This is a genomic window from Rhodococcus opacus B4, from assembly GCF_000010805.1.
GTDB lineage: Bacteria > Actinomycetota > Actinomycetes > Mycobacteriales > Mycobacteriaceae > Rhodococcus_F > Rhodococcus_F opacus_C.
Genome location: NC_012522.1, coordinates 7,446,131 through 7,464,197 on the forward strand (window position 1 = coordinate 7,446,131; position 18,067 = coordinate 7,464,197).

An 18,067-nucleotide genomic window follows, 5' to 3' on the forward strand; every position below is an offset into this window, starting at 1 on the left:
TGTGAAGCCGGTCACGGCTGTGGCCGGAATGCCCGAGGACGAAGCCGCACCACGGGGCCGCCGCGACCGGTACCGTGTGTCCCGCCCTTCCGCGGCTCCGTAGACTGGTTCCACTGTGACGTGACACGAAGCCACGTGGCAGAGGCACGCAAGGCGGCGTGCATCACGGAGGGAGCGATCTCGTTGGGTGTTCTTGCCCGTATCCAGACGCCTGACGATCTTCGTCAGCTGAATCCGGCGGAGATGAAGCAGCTCGCGGCGGAGATTCGTGAGTTCCTCGTGCAGAAGGTCGCGGCGACCGGCGGTCACCTGGGCCCCAACCTGGGCGTCGTCGAGCTGACCCTCGCGCTGCACCGGATCTTCGAGTCGCCGGCCGACCCGATCGTCTTCGACACGGGCCACCAGGCGTACGTCCACAAGATCCTCACCGGCCGCAAGGACGATTTCGACTCGCTCCGCAAGCAGGGCGGCCTGTCGGGGTACCCGTGCCGGGCGGAGAGCGATCACGACTGGGTCGAGTCGTCGCACGCGTCCGCGGCGCTGTCGTACGCCGACGGCCTCGCGAAGGCCTTCGAACTGACCGGCCAGGCCCGGCACGTCGTCGCGGTCGTCGGTGACGGTGCCCTGACCGGCGGCATGTGCTGGGAGGCGCTGAACAACATCGCCGCAGGCAAGGACCGGTCGGTGGTCATCGTCGTCAACGACAACGGCCGCTCGTACGCCCCGACCATCGGTGGTCTCGCCGACCACCTCGCCGCCCTCCGGCTCCAGCCGGGTTACGAACGCATCCTCGACAGCGGCCGGCGGATGGTGAAGAAGCTTCCGTGGGTGGGGCGCACCGCCTACTCGGTCCTGCACGGGATGAAGGCGGGCCTCAAGGACGCTGTCGCCCCGCAGGTGATGTTCACGGACCTGGGCATCAAGTACCTCGGACCGGTCGACGGCCACGACGAGGCCGCGCTCGAATCCGCGCTACGCCGCGCGAAGGCGTTCGGCGGACCGGTCATCGTGCACGCCGTCACCCGCAAGGGCATGGGCTACGCGCCCGCCGAGAACCACGTGGCCGATCAGATGCATTCGACCGGCGTGATCGACCCGGTCACCGGTAAGTCGGCCGGATCGGCGTCCGCCGACTGGACGTCGGTGTTCTCCGCTGAGCTGATCGACCAGGCGAGCCACCGGCAGGACATCGTGGCGATCACCGCTGCCATGGCGGGCCCGACCGGCCTCGCCGCGTTCGGCGAGAAGTACCCCGACCGCATGTTCGACGTCGGGATCGCCGAGCAGCACGCCGTGACGTCGGCTGCAGGCCTGGCGCTCGGCGGCCTGCACCCGGTGGTCGCCGTCTACTCGACGTTCCTCAACCGTGCCTTCGACCAGTTGCTGATGGACGTGGCCCTGCTGAAGCTGCCTGTCACCCTCGTCCTCGACCGCGCGGGTATCACCGGCAGCGACGGCGCCAGCCACAACGGCATGTGGGACATGTCGCTGCTGGGCATCGTCCCCGGAATGCGGGTCGCGGCGCCCCGCGACACGGCCACCCTGCGGGAGGAACTGGCCGAGGCGCTGGCCGTCGACGACGGGCCGACCGCGCTCCGCTTCCCGAAGGGCACGGTCGGGGACGACGTGCCCGCCGTGAGCCGGCTCGACGGCGTCGTCGACATCCTGCACGCCCCGTCCGGTCGCAACGACGTGCTCATCGTGTCGGTCGGCGCGTTCGCCGGCCTCGCGCTCGCTGCCGCGGAACGTCTGGAACAGCAGGGCATCTCGGCGACCGTCGTCGACCCGCGGTGGGTGCTGCCGGTCCCGGAGTCGTTGCTGAAGCTCGCCGAGGACTCCACGATGGTGGTCACCGTCGAGGACAGCGGCCTGCACGGCGGTGTCGGTTCCACCGTGTCCGCCGCGCTGCGGGCCGCCGGGGTCGACGTGCCCTGTCGTGATCTCGGTGTTCCGCAACGGTTCCTCGACCACGCGTCCCGCGCGCAGATCCACGCCGAGCTGGGACTCACCGCGCAGGACGTCGCCCGGCAGATCACCGGGTGGTTCGCCGGACTCGGCAACCTGCGCCCCGGGCAGCAGAACGGTGTCGTCGCCGACCTCGACGCGCAGCGCGCGGAGAACCGCGGCCAGTAGCCCAGACGCCTCCACACGCGAATCCGGCCGAATCACAGTGTGATTCGGCCGGATCCGTAGGTGCCGGGGTCAGGTGTGCATCTCTTCGAGTTCCATCCCCTTCGTCTCCCGGACCTTCGCCCGGACGAAGAAGTAGGACAGCAACGCGAAGAACGCGAACAGTCCGTACAGGAACCACAGCCCCACCGAGCGGGTGAGCGGCGGGAACGACAGCGTGACCGTGAAGTTCGCGATCCAGTTCGCCGCTGTGCTGATGCCGAGGGCGTAGGCGCGCATGTTGTTGGGGAACATCTCGCCGAGCATCACCCACATGACCGGCCCCCAGGTCGCGGCGAAGAAGATGACGAACAGGTTGGCGCCGACCAGCGCGACCGCCCCCCACGGGCTGGGGAGCACGACGTCGTCGCCGCTGCCGGTCGCCTGGGAGAACGCGATCGCGGCCATGAGCAGGCTCAGGAACATGCCGAGCGAGCCCACCTCGAGCAGGACCTTGCGGCCGATCCGGTCGACGAACAGGATGGCGACGAACGTCATGCCCACGTTGATGATCGCGGTGATCACCGACGTGGTGAACGACTCGTTCTCGCTGAAACCCACCGACTTCCACAGCGTCGTGGAGTAGTAGAAGATCGCGTTGATACCCACGAACTGCTGGAAGATGGCCATGAAGATGCCGACCCAGACGATGGGCTGCAGCCCGAACCTCGGGCCGCGAATGTCGTCGAACGACGCCGTCGACTCGTGCCGGAGGGTGAGCCGGATCTCGGACACGCGCTCCTGTGGGTTCACCTCGCCGGTGATGTTCGCGAGGATGTCGGCCGCTTCCTGATCGAGGTGCTTGCCCACGAGGTACCGCGGCGATTCGGGGATCATCAGGGCGAGAACGCCGTACACGACCGCGGGGATCACGCCGACGATGAACATCCAGCGCCAGGCCTCGAGGTTGAGCCACAACTCGTTGGAGGCGCCGCCCGCGGCGTTCTGCAGTACCGCGTCCGACAGCAGCGCGGCGAAGATGCCGAGCGTGATGGCCAGTTGCTGCAGCGACGCCAGCGCGCCGCGGTAGCGGGCCGGCGCGATCTCCGAGATGTACGTCGGCGCAATGACCGACGCGATGCCGATGCCGAGGCCGCCGAGGACGCGCCACAGCATCAGGTCGGGGACGCTGAACGCGAGTCCGGACCCGAGTGAGGACACGACGAACAGCACCGAGCCGAGCAGCATCACTTTCTTGCGGCCCCAGCGGTCCGCGAGGCGACCCGCAAACCATGCGCCCACAGCACATCCGAGCAGGGCGATCGCTACGGCGAAGCCCGTGAAGAACGAACCCAGCTCGAAGTGGTCCTGGATGGAGTCGACGGCGCCGTTGATGACCGAGCTGTCGAAACCGAAGAGAAATCCACCCACCGCGGCGGCGACGGTGACGCCGATGACCTTCGCGGTGTGTCTTTCGGACATCTGCGTCATCGCATACCTGCTTTCGACGAGCGTTCCTGATGCGGGCACAACCGAACTAGGTGTACCGGAATACGCTACGCCCGCCACCGCCTCTCAGGCGGGAGTTCAGGCACCCGCTTTCTTCGCGGCCTCGCTGAGCTGAGGCGTCAGCTTGTCCAGAACCCACGGTGTCGCGAGGACGCTGGTCTGGCTGAGCCCGGAGATGATCTTCGTGTCCGACAGTGCGACCGCGGTACCGCGGCCGATGGCACCGAGATTCGCGTAGGCCGGGTTCGCGGCGACGGTGGTGTTCTCCGGGACGAACGCGACCACCACATCGGCGTCCACGTCGGAGATGTTCTCCACGGAGATGTCGGCGAAGAATTTGTCGGGGTCGTTCGAGGCGGCCAGCTTCTGCACGCCGGGCGACACGGTGAAGCCGAGTTCCGTCAGCACCTGGACGCGGGGATCGGAGGGCATGTAGACGTTGACCGTCGCGGCGTCGGTGTCGAAGTTGATGACCGAGATCGTCTTGCCTGCGAACTCGGGATGCGCGGCTGCGGTCTGGGCGAGGGTGTCGTCGAGACCGGCCACCAGTTGCTCGGCCTCGGCACTCTTGCCGAGTGCCTGTCCGACCAGCGTGGTCTGGTCCTGCCACGTGGTCTGCCACGCCTTGTCCGGGTACGCGACGGTGGGGGCGATTCCCGACAGCTTCTCGTACGTCGCCTCGTCGAATCCCTCGTACGGGGCGAGTACCACGTCGGGCGCCAGGGCGGCGACGCCCTCGATCGGGGTGGACGTGGCCGCGTCGAGCAACGTGGTCGCGGCCGGGTCGAATCGGTCCTGCAGCCACGGCATCACACCGTTCGCCTCGGCGCCGTACGTGTATTTCGGCATGCCGACCGGTGTCTGGCCGAGGGCGTAGACGACGTCCTGGGCGTTCCATCCGAGGGTCACGATGCGTTCGGGTGCCGCGTCGAGGGTGGTGGATCCGAACGTGTTCGCAATGGTGACGGGGAATCCCTCACCCGTTGCCTCCGTGCTGCTCCCGCCGTCGCCGGACGAGCATGCGGCGAGGAAGAGGGACGAACTGGCCACGGCGAGTGCGACGGCGAGCTGACGTCTGGCGGTGTGTGCGAACACGGCAACGACTCCTTCGGGACGAAAACAGAAGGTAAGCCTAACCTAGAGTTGCGCGCTCGTTCGGCGGACCGCGCCACTTCGAATCACCGTGATTGGAATTCCCGGACCCGCCTCCGACTGGCGCAATGCCGGAACGCCGCGGTGTTCGTGCTGGTGAGGCGGATCGCCGCAAGCACGGACCCGGCCGATTCACCGAGACGTCCGAGGCGGGCGTCCGCCGCGACTTTCGGACCCCCGGACTGCCGTTAGCGTGTGTCTTCGTCCAGCTCACACGCACTATCGACAAAGGAGGCATGGTGGTGAATCCGACTCCCCTGCAGACGGCGTCACGCAGTTCCCGCGCGGACCACGCGCGCAGATTCGCCGACCTGCTGCGTCAGCAGATCCACGCGGAGGCCTTCGCCGAGCGCGGATTGCCGTCGGAGTCGGAGCTGGCCGCCGAGTTCGGCGTGTCGCGCAACGCGGTGCGCGACGGACTGGCGCTGCTGAAACAGGAGGGGCTCATCGACCGGGCGCCGCGCGTGGGAACCCACGTGGCGCAGCGCAAGTACGACCACGGCCTCGACGCCCTGCTGGGGCTGAAGGAGACGCTGAAGGGGCACGGCGAGGTCCGCAACGACGTCCGCGCGGCGGTGGAGATCGCCCCGCCGCCCGCCGTCGCCCGCCGACTGCATCTGGAGCCGGGCGAACCCGCGGTGTACATCGAGCGGGTGCGCTACCTCGGCGACCTCCCGCTCAGCCTGGACCTGACCTATCTCGTCCCCGACATCGGCGCCGAGATCCTCGGCCGCGACCTCGAAAGCAACGACGTGTTCGCGCTGATCGAGGAGGTCTGCGGTCAGCCACTGGGTTCCGCCGAGCTGGCGATCGAATCCGTCAACGCCGACGCGCACTCCGCCGCGAACCTCCAGACCCCCGAGGGTGCGGCGCTCCTGCTGCTCGAGCGCCTCACCCGGCTCGTCGACGGACGCCCGGTCGACCTCGAATACATCCGCATGCGCGGCGACCGAATCACCATGCGCAGCAACCTCGTCCGCAGACCCGACATCACGAACTGGGAGCTCACCTCATGACCTTGGTCAACCAACGCGCCGACGTCCCCGTCACCATCGACGAGTCGCTGTGCATCGAGGGCTGCACCCTGTGCGTCGAGATCTGCCCGCTCGATTCCCTCGCCATCAACCCGGAGAACGGCAAGGCGTTCATGCACGTCGACGAATGCTGGTACTGCGGCCCCTGCGCGGCGCGCTGCCCGACCGGCGCGGTCACCGTGAACATGCCGTATCTCCTCCGCTGAGCGAAAGACCACACAGATGAAGCGACGTTTCCCCACCTTCGCGATCGCCGCCGCGGCACTGACACTCGTGGCGACGAGTTGCTCCCTCGAACCGTCGGCCGGCAACGGTGACGCGGTCACGGTGGTGATCGGGTACCAGTCCAAGACGATCAACACCGTCACCGCCGGTACCCTGCTGCGCGCGCAGGGCTACCTCGAACAGCGTCTGCAGGACGTCACGGAACGGACGGGGACGAAGTACTCCGTCGAGTGGCAGGACTACGACACCGGTGCGCCGATCACCGCCCAGATGGTGGCGGAGAAGATCGACATCGGATCGATGGGCGACTACCCGATGCTGATCAACGGCTCCCGCACCCAGGCGAACCCGCGCTCGAAGACCGAAATCGTCTCGGTGACCGGCTACAACCCCGAGGGCGCCCTGAACATGGTGGTGGTGCCGCCGAACTCACCGGCGACCACGCTCGGCGACCTGGCGGGCCGGAAGGTGTCCGCGAGCGTCGGCTCCGCAGGCCACGGCACCCTCGTCCAGGCACTCGACCGCGCCGGGATCGACCCGGCCACCGGCGTCGAGGTGCTGAACCAGCAGCCGCAGGTCGGATCCTCGGCGCTGGAATCCGGTCAGGTGGCGGCGTTGTCGCAGTTCGTGGCGTGGCCCGGACTTCTCGTCTTCCAGGACAAGGCCAAGCTGCTGTACGACGGCGCCGAACTGCACACCCCGACCCTGCACGGAGTGGTGGTCCGGGACGTCTACGCGGACGAACACCCCGAGGTGCTCGACGCGTTCCTGCGGGCGCAACTCGACGCCACGGACTTCATCCGAACGGAACCCCTCGAAGCGTCGCGGATCGTCGCCGACGCGAGCGGGCTGCCCCAGGAGGTCGTGTACCTGTACAACGGCCCGGGCGGCACCTCCTTCGACACCACGCTCAAACCCGGCCTGATCGGTGCGCTGAAGAACGATGTGCCGTACCTGAAGTCGATCGGTGACTTCACCGACCTCGACGTCGACGGTTTCGTGAACGACGCACCGCTGCGTTCCGCGTTCGAGGCCGACGGGCAGAACTACGACGCCGCACTCGCGTCCACCGCGAACCCCGCCGCCGTCACCGGCACCGACCCGGTGTGCGCCGCGCCCGCGGAGGACCCGGCCCTGGCCGGGGAGGTGTGGTTCGACGGCGCCACCGAGACCCAGCCGGCCGCGAACCCGACGTGCCTGCTCCGGGCGGTGAAACAGGCCCGCGCCGAGGGTCGGACCGTGCGCGCCGGCTACGTTCCCGACGCCGAACTGGGCACCCGATGGTTCGCGGACAAGGCGGTGTGGGTGCGCGACGGCGACACCTTCCTGCCGTTCACCACCGGCGCCGCGGCCGACCGCTACCTGCGCGCGCACCCGACGGGCGCCGCGATCACGTACGACCGCGCGATCGAGGAGGTCCGGCCGTGACCACCCTGGAACAACCGGGCGTCCTGTCCGGCACCGAAGCTGTTGTGGAAGTACATGGTCCATCGGACCGTCGAGGCTCGTCGGCGTGGCGGTCGCGGCTCGTGCGGATCGCCTCGGTGCTCGGCGCGATCCTCGCGTGGCAGCTGCTGACCGCCCACGACGTTCGGCTGTGGCTGCGGTTCGACACGCTCCCCACCGTCACCGACGTGGTGTCCGCGTTCGGCACACAGCTGCGGACCGACCTGTTCTACCTCGACCTCGGGCAGTCGCTGATCCGCATCCTCAGCGGATTCGGCCTCGCCACCATAGTCGGGGTCGCCACCGGAATCGCCCTCGGCAGATCGGAACTGTTCGCCGACGTCCTCGGCCCGCTGACCGAACTCGCCCGGCCCATCCCAGCCATCGCAGTGGTACCCGTCGCGATCCTGCTGTTCCCCAGCGACGAGGCGGGCATCGTGTTCATCACGTTCGTCGCCGCGTTCTTCCCGATCATGGTGAGCACCCGGCACGCCGTCCGGGCACTCCCCACGCTGTGGGAGGACTCGGTGCGCACCCTCGGCGGCGGACGCTGGGACGTGCTCGCCCGGGTCGTGCTGCCCGGGATCCTGCCCGGCGTGTTCGGTGGACTGTCGGTCGGGATCGGGGTCGCCTGGATCTGCGTGATCTCCGCCGAGATGATCTCCGGCAGGCTCGGTGTCGGGTACCGCACCTGGCAGGCGTACACGATCGTCGACTACCCCGGTGTCTTCGTCGGCATGATCACCATCGGCATCCTCGGATTTCTCACGTCCGGGGCGGTCGAACTGCTCGGCAGGCGCGTCACCCGCTGGCTGCCACGAGGGGAGCGCGGATGACCGCCGCCGCCGGAACGCCCGTGGCCGAGGGCATGTCGCTGGTTCTCGACGACGTCACCCTTTCCTACACCGGGATACCCGTCATCCGTTCGCTGTCGCTGACCGTGGTGCCCGGCGAGATCCTGGTGCTCACCGGACCCTCGGGGTGCGGCAAGTCCACCGTGCTCCGGGCCCTGGCGGGTCTGCTGCCGCCCGATTCGGGCCGGGTCGTCGCCGACGGCACCGCGGTGACATCGACCTCCCGGGACCGGGCCGTCGTCTTCCAGGACAACGCGCTTCTGCCGTGGCGCACGGTGCGCTCGAACATCGAACTGGCCCTTGCGCTCCGCGGCGAACCCCGCAAGGGGCGCCGCGAGACCGCCGATCGCTGGATCGCCGAGGTGGGTCTGACCGGGTTCGGCGACTACCTGCCGAAGAACCTGTCCGGCGGCATGCGCCAGCGGGTCCAGTTGGCGCGCGGCCTCGCCGGGGCGCCGCGGGCGGTGATGATGGACGAACCGTTCGGCGCCCTCGACACCCAGACCCGCGGCGTCATGCAGCGACTGCTCGTCGACACGTGGAGTACCCACCCGACGACCGTGGTGTTCGTGACCCACGACGTCGACGAGGCGGTGCTGCTCGGCGACCGGGTGGCGGTGCTGGGCCGGGCGGGTGAGCCGCTGCGGGCGCTCGTCGACATCCCGCACCCCCGCGACCGCGACCGCCTCGACCATCCCGGCACCCGTGCCGCCCGCGCCGACGTTCTCGGCGCGCTGAACCACACTCCGGAGACCTGATGGACATCCCCGATCTCGCCGACACCGTCCGCCTCGATTGCGACGTCCTCGTCATCGGCGGCGGCACCGCGGGCACGATGGCGGCGCTGACCGCCGCCGAGAACGGCGCGAACGTGCTCCTGCTCGAGAAGGCGCACGTGCGCCATTCCGGTGCGCTCGCCATGGGAATGGACGGCGTCAACAACGCCGTCATTCCCGGTAAGGCCGAACCCGAGGACTACGTCGCCGAGATCACGCGCGCCAACGACGGAATCGTCAACCAGCGCACCGTGTACCAGACGGCCACCCGCGGTTTCGCGATGGTGCAGCGCCTCGAGAAGTACGGCGTCAAGTTCGAGAAGGACGAGTACGGCGAATACGCGGTCCGCCGCGTGCACCGCTCCGGGTCGTACGTGCTGCCGATGCCCGAGGGCAAGGACCTGAAGAAGGCCCTCTACCGGGTGCTGCGACAGCGGAAGATGCGCGAGAAGATCCGCATCGAGAACCGGCTGATGCCCGTTCGCGTCCTGACGGAGAACGGCCGGGCCGTCGGCGCCGCCGCGCTGAACACCCGCACGGGCGAGTTCGTGGCGGTCGGCGCGAAGGCGGTCATCCTCGCGACGGGCCCGTGCGGCCGGCTGGGGCTGCCGGCGTCGGGGTACCTCTACGGCACGTACGAGAACCCCACCAACGCCGGTGACGGCTACTCGATGGCGTACCACGCGGGCGCCGAACTGAGCGGCATCGAGTGCTTCCAGATCAACCCCCTGATCAAGGACTACAACGGCCCGGCCTGCGCGTACGTCGCGAACCCGTTCGGCGGTTACCAGGTCAACGCCGAGGGGGAGCGGTTCGTCGACTCGGACTACTGGTCCGGGCAGATGATGAGCGAGGTCAAGAGCGAGATCGAATCCGCCCGCGGCCCCATCTATCTCAAGGTCAGCCACCTGCCGGAGGAAACTCTGGGCACACTCGAGTCGATCCTGCACACCACCGAACGCCCCACCCGCGGCACGTTCCACGCGAACCGCGGTCACGACTACCGCAGCCACGACATCGAGATGCACATCTCCGAGATCGGGCTGTGCAGTGGACATTCCGCGTCCGGGGTGTGGGTGGACGAGCACGGCGCCACCACCGTGCCGGGGCTGTACGCCGCCGGCGACCTCGCCTGCGTACCCCACAACTACATGATCGGCGCGTTCGTCTACGGCGACCTCGCCGGATCCCACGCCACCGGCACCCTGCCGGGCGTCGAGGCGCCCACCGCGCTGCCCGCGGAGCAGCTGGCCGCCGCGCACGAGCTGATCTACCGGCCGCTGCGCAACCCGGACGGTCCGCCCCAGCCGCAGGTCGAGTACAAGCTGCGCCGCTTCGTCAACGACTATGTGGCGCCGCCGAAGACGGCGACGAAGTTGTCGATCGCCGTCGAGACGTTCGAGCGGATGGCGGGGGAGATCGCCGGGATGGGCGCGACCACCCCGCACGAGCTGATGCGCTGCGCAGAGGTCACGTTCATCCGGGACTGCGCGGAAATGGCGTCCCGCAGCTCGCTCACCAGAACCGAAAGTCGCTGGGGGCTCTACCACGAACGCGCGGATCTCCCGGAGCAGCGTGACGGCGAATGGGGATACCACCTGAATCTGCGGCGCGGCGAGAACGGCGACATGGAATTCCTCAAGCGGCCCGTCGAACCGTACTTCGTGCCGGTCCCCGGACTCGATTCCCTTCCACCGGTGGACCGGTCGGTCGTCCCGGTGGCGCAGCCGCCGCTGGTCGGGGGCCGGGCGCCGGTGGAGGAACGCTCCCGCATCGCGGCGCCGGCCCGGCAGGAGCCGTCCTCGCCGGCCATCGTCGCGGTCCTGGGACTCGACGCGCCGAGCGTCGCCGAACTCGCACCGTATCTGCAGGACGCCGATCCGCAGGTCCGCGTCACGGCACTGTCGGTGCTGACGGAAGGCACGCCGGAGGGATTCGGGGAAGCGCTGATCGCGGCGCTCGGTGACGGTGCGGTGACGGTGCGCCGCGCCGCCGCCGACGGATTGCGCGAACTCGTCGAGGTGCTGCCGTCCGCCGACGGACTGGCCGGCCATCTGGGGTCCGGTGACGCGGTGGTCCGGGCGGCCGTCGTGGACGTCCTGCGCGCCCTGCACGCCGGTTCGGCTGACCAGTTCCTGGCCGCGCTGTCCGATACCGATCACCACGTCCGGATCGAAGCGGTGCGGGCACTGGTGTCGCTGGACCGGTGGGAGTCGGTGGCCGAGGGAGCGCGCGACGAGAACCGCGAGGTGCGGATCACCGTCGCGCACGGCCTGGCGACCGTCGGACTCGGCGGTGCCGAGACGGTGCGCACACTGGCCGGTGACCGGGATCCGCTGGTGCGCGCCGCCGCGCTCACGGCGTTCGCGAGCCTGGGCTGCCGCGGCGACGACGTCGCACTCGCGACGGCGGCGCTGCGGGAATCGGCCTGGCAGATCCGGCAGGGCGCCGCGCGGGCTCTCGCCGGTGCGGACTCCGACGTCGCGGTGCCCCCGCTGGCGGACGCCCTGACGGACGCGCACCTCGACGTGCGCAAGGCCGCCGTCCTCGCACTCGGCCGGTGGACCGGCGACCGCGGCGCCGTCGATGCCCTCACCGCCGCACTCGGGGACACGGACGCCGACGTGCGGGCCTACGCCCGCCAGGCCCTCGCCGCCGCCGACCACGTCCCGGTCCCCTGAGCACGTGAGTGGCAAAGTGTGCTCGCGCACACTTTGCCACTCACCTGGGGGTCAGACGCTCGCGACGCCCGGCGCCAGGAACCGCTTGCCGTTAACGGCCTCGGACGTGCCGGTGCGGTCCAGGTACGGCGTGATGCCGCCGTTCCAGAAGCCGAACCCGCCGCCGAGGATCAGGCAGAGGTCGATGTCCTCGGCGGCCGCGACGACACCCTCGTCGAGCATGATCTGGATCTCCTCCGCGAACGCGCGCCGCGTCCGCTCGAGGACCTCCGCCGACGTCGACCCCTTGTCGCCCTGCTTCCACAGCGCCGCGACCTCGGGGTCGACGACCTGCTTGCCGTCGGCGCCATAGCTCCACACCGCCGGCTTCTTCGCCTCGACCAGCGCCTCGAGCCCGGGGGAGTTGTGGAACCGCTCCGGGTACGCCGCGGCGAGGGTCTCGCCGGTGTGCAACGCGACCGCGGGACCGACGAGCGCCAGCAGGGTGAACGGGGTCATCGGCATGCCGAGTTCGGCGATGGCGTTGTCGGCCACCTCGAACGGGGTGCCCTCGTCGACCGCGTTCATGACCTCGCCGAGGGTGCGGATCAGGAGCCGGTTGAAGACGAACCCGGGCAGGTCGGCGGAACCGACGGCCGACTTCTTCAGCGCCTTGGCGGTGGCGAATGCCGTTGCCAGGGTGGCGTCGTCGGTCTTCTGGCCCTTGATGACCTCGAGCAGCGGCAGCACGGCGACCGGGTTGAAGAAGTGGAAACCCACCACCCGCTCGGGGTGCAGCAGGTCCGCGGCCATCTCGGTGATCGACAGCGAGGACGTGTTGGTGGCGAGGATGGTCTCGGGGGCGATGTGCTCCTCGAGTTCCGCGAAGATCTTCTTCTTCAGGTCGAGGTTCTCGAATACCGCCTCGATCACGAAGTCGGTGTTCGCGAACGCGGCCTTGTCGAGCGAGCCGGACACGAGACCCTTCAGGCGGTTGGCGGCGTCGGGGGACAGCCTGCCCTTGCCCTGGAGCTTGTCGATCTCGCCGTGGACGTAGCCGACGCCCTTGTCGATGCGCTCCTGGTCGATGTCGGTGAGGACGACCGGCACCTTCAGCTGACGGACGAACAGCATCGCGAGCTGGCTGGCCATCAGGCCGGCACCGACGATGCCGACGCCGGTGACCTTGCGGGCGAGGGACTTGTCGGGTGCGCCGGCGGGCCGCTTGGCCCGCTTGTTCACCAGGTCGAACGCGTACAGGCCCGCGCGGAGCTCGTCGGCGAGCAGCAGGTCGGCGAGCGCCTCGTCCTCGGCGGCGAAGCCCTTGTCGAGTGATGCGGGGTCGGTGAGGTCGGTGGTCCGGGCCAGCTCGAGGAGTTCGACGGCCTTGACCGGTCCGGGTGCGTTGTTCTTGGTCTTGCCCTCGACGATCGCCTTCGCGCGGGCGATCGCCTCGTCCCACCCCTTGCCCCGGTCGATCTCGGGACGCGCGGGGGTGATCTCTCCGGCCAGGACCTGTCCGGCCCAGGCGAACGACTGCTCGAGGAAGTCGGCCGAACCGAACACCGCGTCGACGACGCCGAGTTCGAGGGCCTTCTTCGGGGTGAGCGTCCGGTTCTGGTTCAGCGCGTTCTCGAGGACGACGGTGACGGCGTTCGAGGGGCCGATGAGGTTGGGCAGCAACTGCGTTCCGCCCCAGCCCGGGACCAGTCCCAGGAATGTCTCGGGCAGGCCCAGCGCGCCCGCGCTTTCGGAGGCGGTGCGGTAGTGGCTGTGCAGCGCGACCTCGAGCCCGCCGCCGAGCGCGACGCCGTTGACGAACGCGAACGTCGGCACGGACGACTCGCGCAGCCGGCGGAACACCTTGTGCCCGAGGCGGCCGAGTTCGAGCGCCTGGTCACGGTTCGCGATGCTCGGGACGCCCTTGAGATCCGCCCCGGCGGCGAAGATGAAGGGTTTGCCGGTGATCGCGATCGCGACGGGGTGGGCGGCGAACGCCTCGTCCAGGGCGGCGTCGAGGGCAGCCAGGCCACCCGGGCCGAACGACGACGGCTTGGTGTGGTCGAAACCGTTGTCGAGGGTGATCAGCGCGACCGGGCCCTCGATGCCCGGTACCGCGACGACCTTGGTGTACGCGTTGGTCACGACCTCGTCGGCGAATGCCGTTGCAATGTCGGTCATCTACTTGGCTCCATCGAAGTTCGGGTTCTCCCAGATCACGGTTCCGCCCATACCCAGACCGATGCACATCGTGGTCAGGCCGTAGCGGACGTCGGGGCGCTGGGCGAATTGGCGGGACAGCTGGGTCATCAGGCGGACACCGGAGGACGCGAGGGGGTGGCCGCACGCGATGGCGCCGCCCCACTGGTTGACTCGCGGATCGTCGTCGGCGATGCCGTAGTGCTCGAGGAACGCGAGGACCTGGACGGCGAACGCCTCGTTGATCTCGAACAGGCCGATGTCCTCGATCTTCAGACCGGTACGGGCCAGCAGTTTTTCGGTGGCGGGCACCGGCCCGATGCCCATGACAGCGGGGTCGACGCCCTGGAACGCGAATCCGACCATGCGCATGCCGATCGGCAGCCCGAGTTCGACGGCGGTGTCCTCACCGGCGAGGAGAGCGGCGGTGGCGCCGTCGTTCAGACCGGCCGCGTTGCCCGCGGTGATGCGGCCCGCGGGACGGAACGGCGTCTTCAGCTTCGCGAGGTCCTCGATCGTGGTGCCCGGGCGCGGCGGCTCGTCCTCGGTGGCCAGTCCCCAGCCCGCGGCGGAGCGGGTGGCGACGGGTACGAGGGTGTCGGCGATGAAGCCGGCCTTGCGGGCGGCCTCGTACTTGTTCTGGCTGGCGACGGCGTACGCGTCGGTGCGGTCCTTGGTGATGGTGGGGAACCGGTCGTGGAGGTTCTCGGCCGTGTTGCCCATGACGAGTGCGCTGGGGTCGACGAGGCGATCGGCGAGGAACCGGGGGTTCGGGTCGGCGCCCTCACCCATCGGGTGGTGTCCCATGTGCTCGACGCCGCCGGCGATCACCACGTCGTACTGGCCGAAGCCGATGCCCGAGGCGGTGGTGGTGACGGACGTCATGGCGCCCGCGCACATGCGGTCGATGGCGAAACCGGGAACCGTCTCGGGGAGCCCGGCCAGGATCGCGGCCGTGCGGCCGATGGTGAGGCCCTGGTCGCCCGTCTGCGTGGTCGCGGCGATGGCGACCTCGTCGATGCGTGCGGGGTCGAGCTGCGGGTTGCGGCGAAGCAGCTCACGGATGGTCTTGACGACGAGGTCGTCCGCGCGGGTCTCCGCGTACATGCCCTTGGGGCCGGCCTTGCCGAACGGAGTGCGGATGCCGTCGACGAATACGACGTTGCGTTGAGTTGTGGTGGATGGAGCCACGCGAATTCCTCCTGATGGAGCAGTTTGGTTCCGGATCACGGCCAGGCGTCCGGCCTCCAGACCAGCGTACCCCTCGCGTTACTCGCGGGTAACTTAATGGGTACCTCATCGGGAATTCACGCGCTCACCCCGCGTGTCGGTGCGCAGGGTCAGTCGTCGCCGGCGCCCTTCTGCTCGGCCGCGGCGCGCAGCGCGGTCGCCAGCCGGGGCACCGTCAGCATCCGCTGCCACGGTCGCGCCCCGCCCGCGTCGAGCACCCGGTCGATCGCCGCCTCGGCGCCGTCCTCGGGAACCGACCAGTCCCAGCACAGCCTGCGGACGAGTTCCGGGGTTACCAGGTTTTCCACCGGCACCGACACCTCCGCCCCGAGGGCGGCCAGCGCGGCGCGGGCGGCGGTCAGGCGTTCGGCAGCGTCGGGGTCGTGCCGCGCCCACCGGCTCGCCGGCGGCGGTCCGGTGAACGGCGGGGTCTTCGGGGGTAGTTCGGAGTCCGGTAGCGCCCGCGCATCCTCGAGCGCCTGCAACCAGATCCGGGAATGCCGCCGCTGCCGGGGACCGCCGAACACCGGCAGCGCCCGCAGCGCCTCGATGCTCCGGGGGTCCTTCGTCGCGGCGTCGATGATCGCCGAATCCGGAAGCACCCGGCTGGGGGAGACGTCGCGTTTGCGGGCCAGGTCCTCACGGGCCTGCCACAGCGAGCGCACGGCGGCGAGCTGCCGCTGCGTCTTCAGTGACGTGATGTGCGACGTCCGCCGCCAGCGGTCGGGCTTGGGCCGCGGTGGCCCGGCGAGCCGGATGTGCTCGAATTCCTGTGCCGCCCAATCGCTCTTGCCCTGCTCTCCGAGTTCCGCGGCCATCGCGTTCCGCAACTCGACCAGGACCTCGACGTCGAGGGCCGCGTAGTTCAGCCACGTGTCGGGCAGCGGCCGCTTCGACCAGTCGGCGGCGCCGTGGCCCTTTCGCAGTTCGAAGCCGAGGGTCCGCTCGACGATCGCGGCGAGGCCGACCCGTTCGAACCCGGCGAGGCGCCCCGCGAGTTCGGTGTCGAACAGCGTCGCCGGCGCGAGGCCGATCTCCGCGAGCCCCGGCAGATCCTGGTCGGCGGAGTGCAGGATCCATTCCAGCGGGTTGATCACCTCCGCCAGTGGGGCGAGATCGGCGGCGGTGGGAATCGGGTCGAGGAGCACCGTCCCCGCCCCCTCCCGGCGCAGCTGCACGAGATACGCCCGCGCCGAGTAGCGGAAGCCGGACGCCCGCTCGGCGTCGACCGCCAGCGGCCCGGTGCCCTCGCTCAGCGCGGCCGCGGCCTTCGCGACACCCTCCGCGGTGGTCACCACGTCGGGTACGCCGTCCCGGGGTGCGAGCAGGGGTACTACCTGCCTGCCGGGTTCTTCGGCGGGGACGGGTGACGAGGCGTCGTCGGTGACTTCGGACATGACAGCTGACTCTACGTCTCTTCGGGATTCCCGCAGCGCACCGGCGGGTTCACGGCCGGTTCTCCGCTGCCTCGACGAGCTCGTCCAGGGCGGCCGGAAATGCGTCGACGAGGTCCCAGAGGTGGGGCGCGAGTTCCGGGCAGCTCATCAGGCCGACGTCGAGTTGACCGTTCAGCGACATCACCGTCACGTTGAGCCCCGCGCCGTGGAAGATCGGGCCCAGCGGATACATCGCCCGGATCAGGGCGCCCAGGAAGTACAGCGGGACCGCAGGCCCCGGCACATTGGAGATCACCAGGTTGTGGACCACCGGATGCCGTTCCGCCAGGCCGAGGGTCGAGTAGAGGCGCATCGCGGTGCCGAACACGGCCTGGCCGGCGAACTGGGACCAGTCCTGGAGCAGGCTCGCGCCGAGGGTCTCGTTGTGTTCCTTGGACGTCGAGTTGTGCTCGCCGATCGCCAGCAGGCGTTCGGCGGGGTCCTCGATCTGGGTGCCGAGTTGAGTGAACATCCCGGACACCTGGTTGGTGCCGGGCCGGTCCGATTTCCCGTGGACCGAGACCGGGACGATCGCGACCAGCGACTTGTCGGGCAGTTCCCTGCGGTTCTGCAGGTACTTCCGCAGGGCGCCCGAGCACAGGGCGAGGACGACGTCGTTGACCGTGACGTCGAACGCGTTCTTGACCGTCTTGACCTTCGCCAGGTCGAGTTGGGTGAACGCGAGATTGCGGTGACTGGTCAGCGTGCCGTTGAGGGACGTGCGCGGTGCGGTGAACGGCGCCGGCATCGCCTCGCCGCGCCGGGCCCGGCCGATCCAGCGGGGCAGCAGCGTCAGGCTCTGCGGGACGATCCTCAGCAGTTTCGCGGGCCGGGAGGCGACCGCGAGCAGCCCGCCCACGGCGATGTCGAGCGTGCTCGCCTGCCCCGCGCTCTCGGCGGAGTCGTCGCGCTCGGGGCGCGGGGCGTCCGGTTCGAGGCCGCACAGCTGGGCCATCATGTTCGCGCCGGTGATCCCGTCGACGCCGGCGTGGTGCATCTTCGACATCACGGCGACCGCACCGTCCTCGAGGCCCTCGATCACCCACATCTCCCACAGCGGCCGGGCGCGGTCGAGGGGAATGCCCGCGATGTCGCCGCACAGTTCGGCCAACTCGTCGCGCCCGCCGGGGGCGGGAAGAGCCACGCGGTGGCAGTGCCGGTCGATGTCGAAGTCGGTGTCCTCGACCCATACCGGGTGGTCGAGGTTGAACCGGGAGTCCTGCAGCTTGCGCCGGAACGAGGGAATCGCCTCGGTGCGGGCGCCGAGTTCGGCCCTGAACCCGGCGAACGTGTAGCCGCCCGGAATCGTCGAGACGTCGAGAACGATGACTCCGCAGACGTGGAGGAGTTGCGTCGACGTTTCGAGATAGAGAAAGGACGCGTCGAGACCGCTGAGTCGCTGCATGAACCAATACTAGAACACGTTCTAGAAGGTGG

General features: G+C 69.4%; 13 protein-coding genes. 7 read left to right on the forward strand and 6 right to left on the reverse strand.

All coding sequences use genetic code 11. The annotated features are described in order from the left end of the window. The first annotated feature begins 183 nt into the window (after nucleotides 1–183). Nucleotides 184–2,133 carry a 1-deoxy-D-xylulose-5-phosphate synthase gene (dxs, locus tag ROP_RS33905; protein ID WP_043826938.1) on the forward strand — a complete coding sequence of 650 codons (1,950 nt, stop codon included), beginning with the start codon at nucleotides 184–186 and terminating at the stop codon, nucleotides 2,131–2,133. A gap of 69 nt (nucleotides 2,134–2,202) precedes the next feature. Here dxs and ROP_RS33910 read toward each other — a convergent pair whose 3' ends face one another. Both ROP_RS33910 and ROP_RS33915 read right to left on the reverse strand, forming a co-directional pair. Beyond that, on the reverse strand, nucleotides 2,203–3,600 hold the full coding sequence (locus ROP_RS33910; RefSeq protein ID WP_015890507.1) for a sugar porter family MFS transporter: 1,398 nt from the start codon (nucleotides 3,598–3,600) through the stop codon (nucleotides 2,203–2,205). A 96-nt stretch (nucleotides 3,601–3,696) separates the two neighbouring features. Continuing rightward, the gene (locus tag ROP_RS33915) at nucleotides 3,697–4,713 is read right to left on the reverse strand and encodes an iron-siderophore ABC transporter substrate-binding protein (RefSeq protein WP_015890508.1); all 1,017 of its coding nucleotides are present in this window, start codon (nucleotides 4,711–4,713) and stop codon (nucleotides 3,697–3,699) included. A 293-nt stretch (nucleotides 4,714–5,006) separates the two neighbouring features. On the opposite strand from ROP_RS33915, the gene ROP_RS33920 reads away from it, so the two are divergent. Genes ROP_RS33920 through ROP_RS33945 form a run of 6 tightly spaced genes read left to right on the forward strand, consistent with a single transcriptional unit; the run spans nucleotide 5,007 to nucleotide 11,786 of the window. Beyond that, on the forward strand, nucleotides 5,007–5,786 hold the full coding sequence (locus ROP_RS33920) for a GntR family transcriptional regulator (RefSeq protein WP_015890509.1): 780 nt from the start codon (nucleotides 5,007–5,009) through the stop codon (nucleotides 5,784–5,786). Continuing rightward, nucleotides 5,783–6,010, forward strand: a complete 228-nt coding sequence (locus tag ROP_RS33925) for a 4Fe-4S dicluster domain-containing protein (RefSeq protein ID WP_005240903.1) — start codon at nucleotides 5,783–5,785, stop codon at nucleotides 6,008–6,010. Before ROP_RS33920 ends, ROP_RS33925 begins: the two co-directional genes overlap by 4 nt. A 16-nt stretch (nucleotides 6,011–6,026) precedes the next feature. After that, the gene (locus ROP_RS33930; protein WP_015890510.1) at nucleotides 6,027–7,457 is read left to right on the forward strand and encodes an ABC transporter substrate-binding protein; all 1,431 of its coding nucleotides are present in this window, start codon (nucleotides 6,027–6,029) and stop codon (nucleotides 7,455–7,457) included. Next, nucleotides 7,454–8,311 (forward strand): ABC transporter permease, encoded by an 858-nt coding sequence (locus ROP_RS33935; RefSeq protein WP_015890511.1) that lies wholly within the window; start codon nucleotides 7,454–7,456, stop codon nucleotides 8,309–8,311. The genes ROP_RS33930 and ROP_RS33935 overlap by 4 nt, the downstream gene beginning before the upstream one ends. Beyond that, nucleotides 8,308–9,087, forward strand: coding sequence for an ABC transporter ATP-binding protein (locus ROP_RS33940; protein WP_015890512.1), 780 nt, complete (start codon nucleotides 8,308–8,310; stop codon nucleotides 9,085–9,087). Before ROP_RS33935 ends, ROP_RS33940 begins: the two co-directional genes overlap by 4 nt. Further along, the gene (locus ROP_RS33945) at nucleotides 9,087–11,786 is read left to right on the forward strand and encodes a fumarate reductase/succinate dehydrogenase flavoprotein subunit (protein ID WP_015890513.1); all 2,700 of its coding nucleotides are present in this window, start codon (nucleotides 9,087–9,089) and stop codon (nucleotides 11,784–11,786) included. The genes ROP_RS33940 and ROP_RS33945 overlap by 1 nt, the downstream gene beginning before the upstream one ends. A gap of 51 nt (nucleotides 11,787–11,837) precedes the next feature. Here the strand turns inward: ROP_RS33945 and ROP_RS33950 are convergent, their stop codons facing one another. From ROP_RS33950 to ROP_RS33965, 4 genes are all read right to left on the reverse strand, one after another. Then, entirely contained in the window at nucleotides 11,838–13,946 is a 2,109-nt protein-coding gene (locus tag ROP_RS33950) for a 3-hydroxyacyl-CoA dehydrogenase NAD-binding domain-containing protein (RefSeq protein WP_015890514.1), read from the reverse strand. Then, nucleotides 13,947–15,155, reverse strand: coding sequence for a thiolase family protein (locus ROP_RS33955; protein WP_015890515.1), 1,209 nt, complete (start codon nucleotides 15,153–15,155; stop codon nucleotides 13,947–13,949). It abuts the gene before it with no gap. A 149-nt stretch (nucleotides 15,156–15,304) separates the two neighbouring features. After that, on the reverse strand, nucleotides 15,305–16,591 hold the full coding sequence (locus ROP_RS33960) for a ribonuclease D (protein ID WP_015890516.1): 1,287 nt from the start codon (nucleotides 16,589–16,591) through the stop codon (nucleotides 15,305–15,307). 49 nt (nucleotides 16,592–16,640) lie between these two features. Next, nucleotides 16,641–18,035, reverse strand: a complete 1,395-nt coding sequence (locus ROP_RS33965; RefSeq protein WP_015890517.1) for a WS/DGAT/MGAT family O-acyltransferase — start codon at nucleotides 18,033–18,035, stop codon at nucleotides 16,641–16,643. Nucleotides 18,036–18,067: the final 32 nt, after the last annotated feature.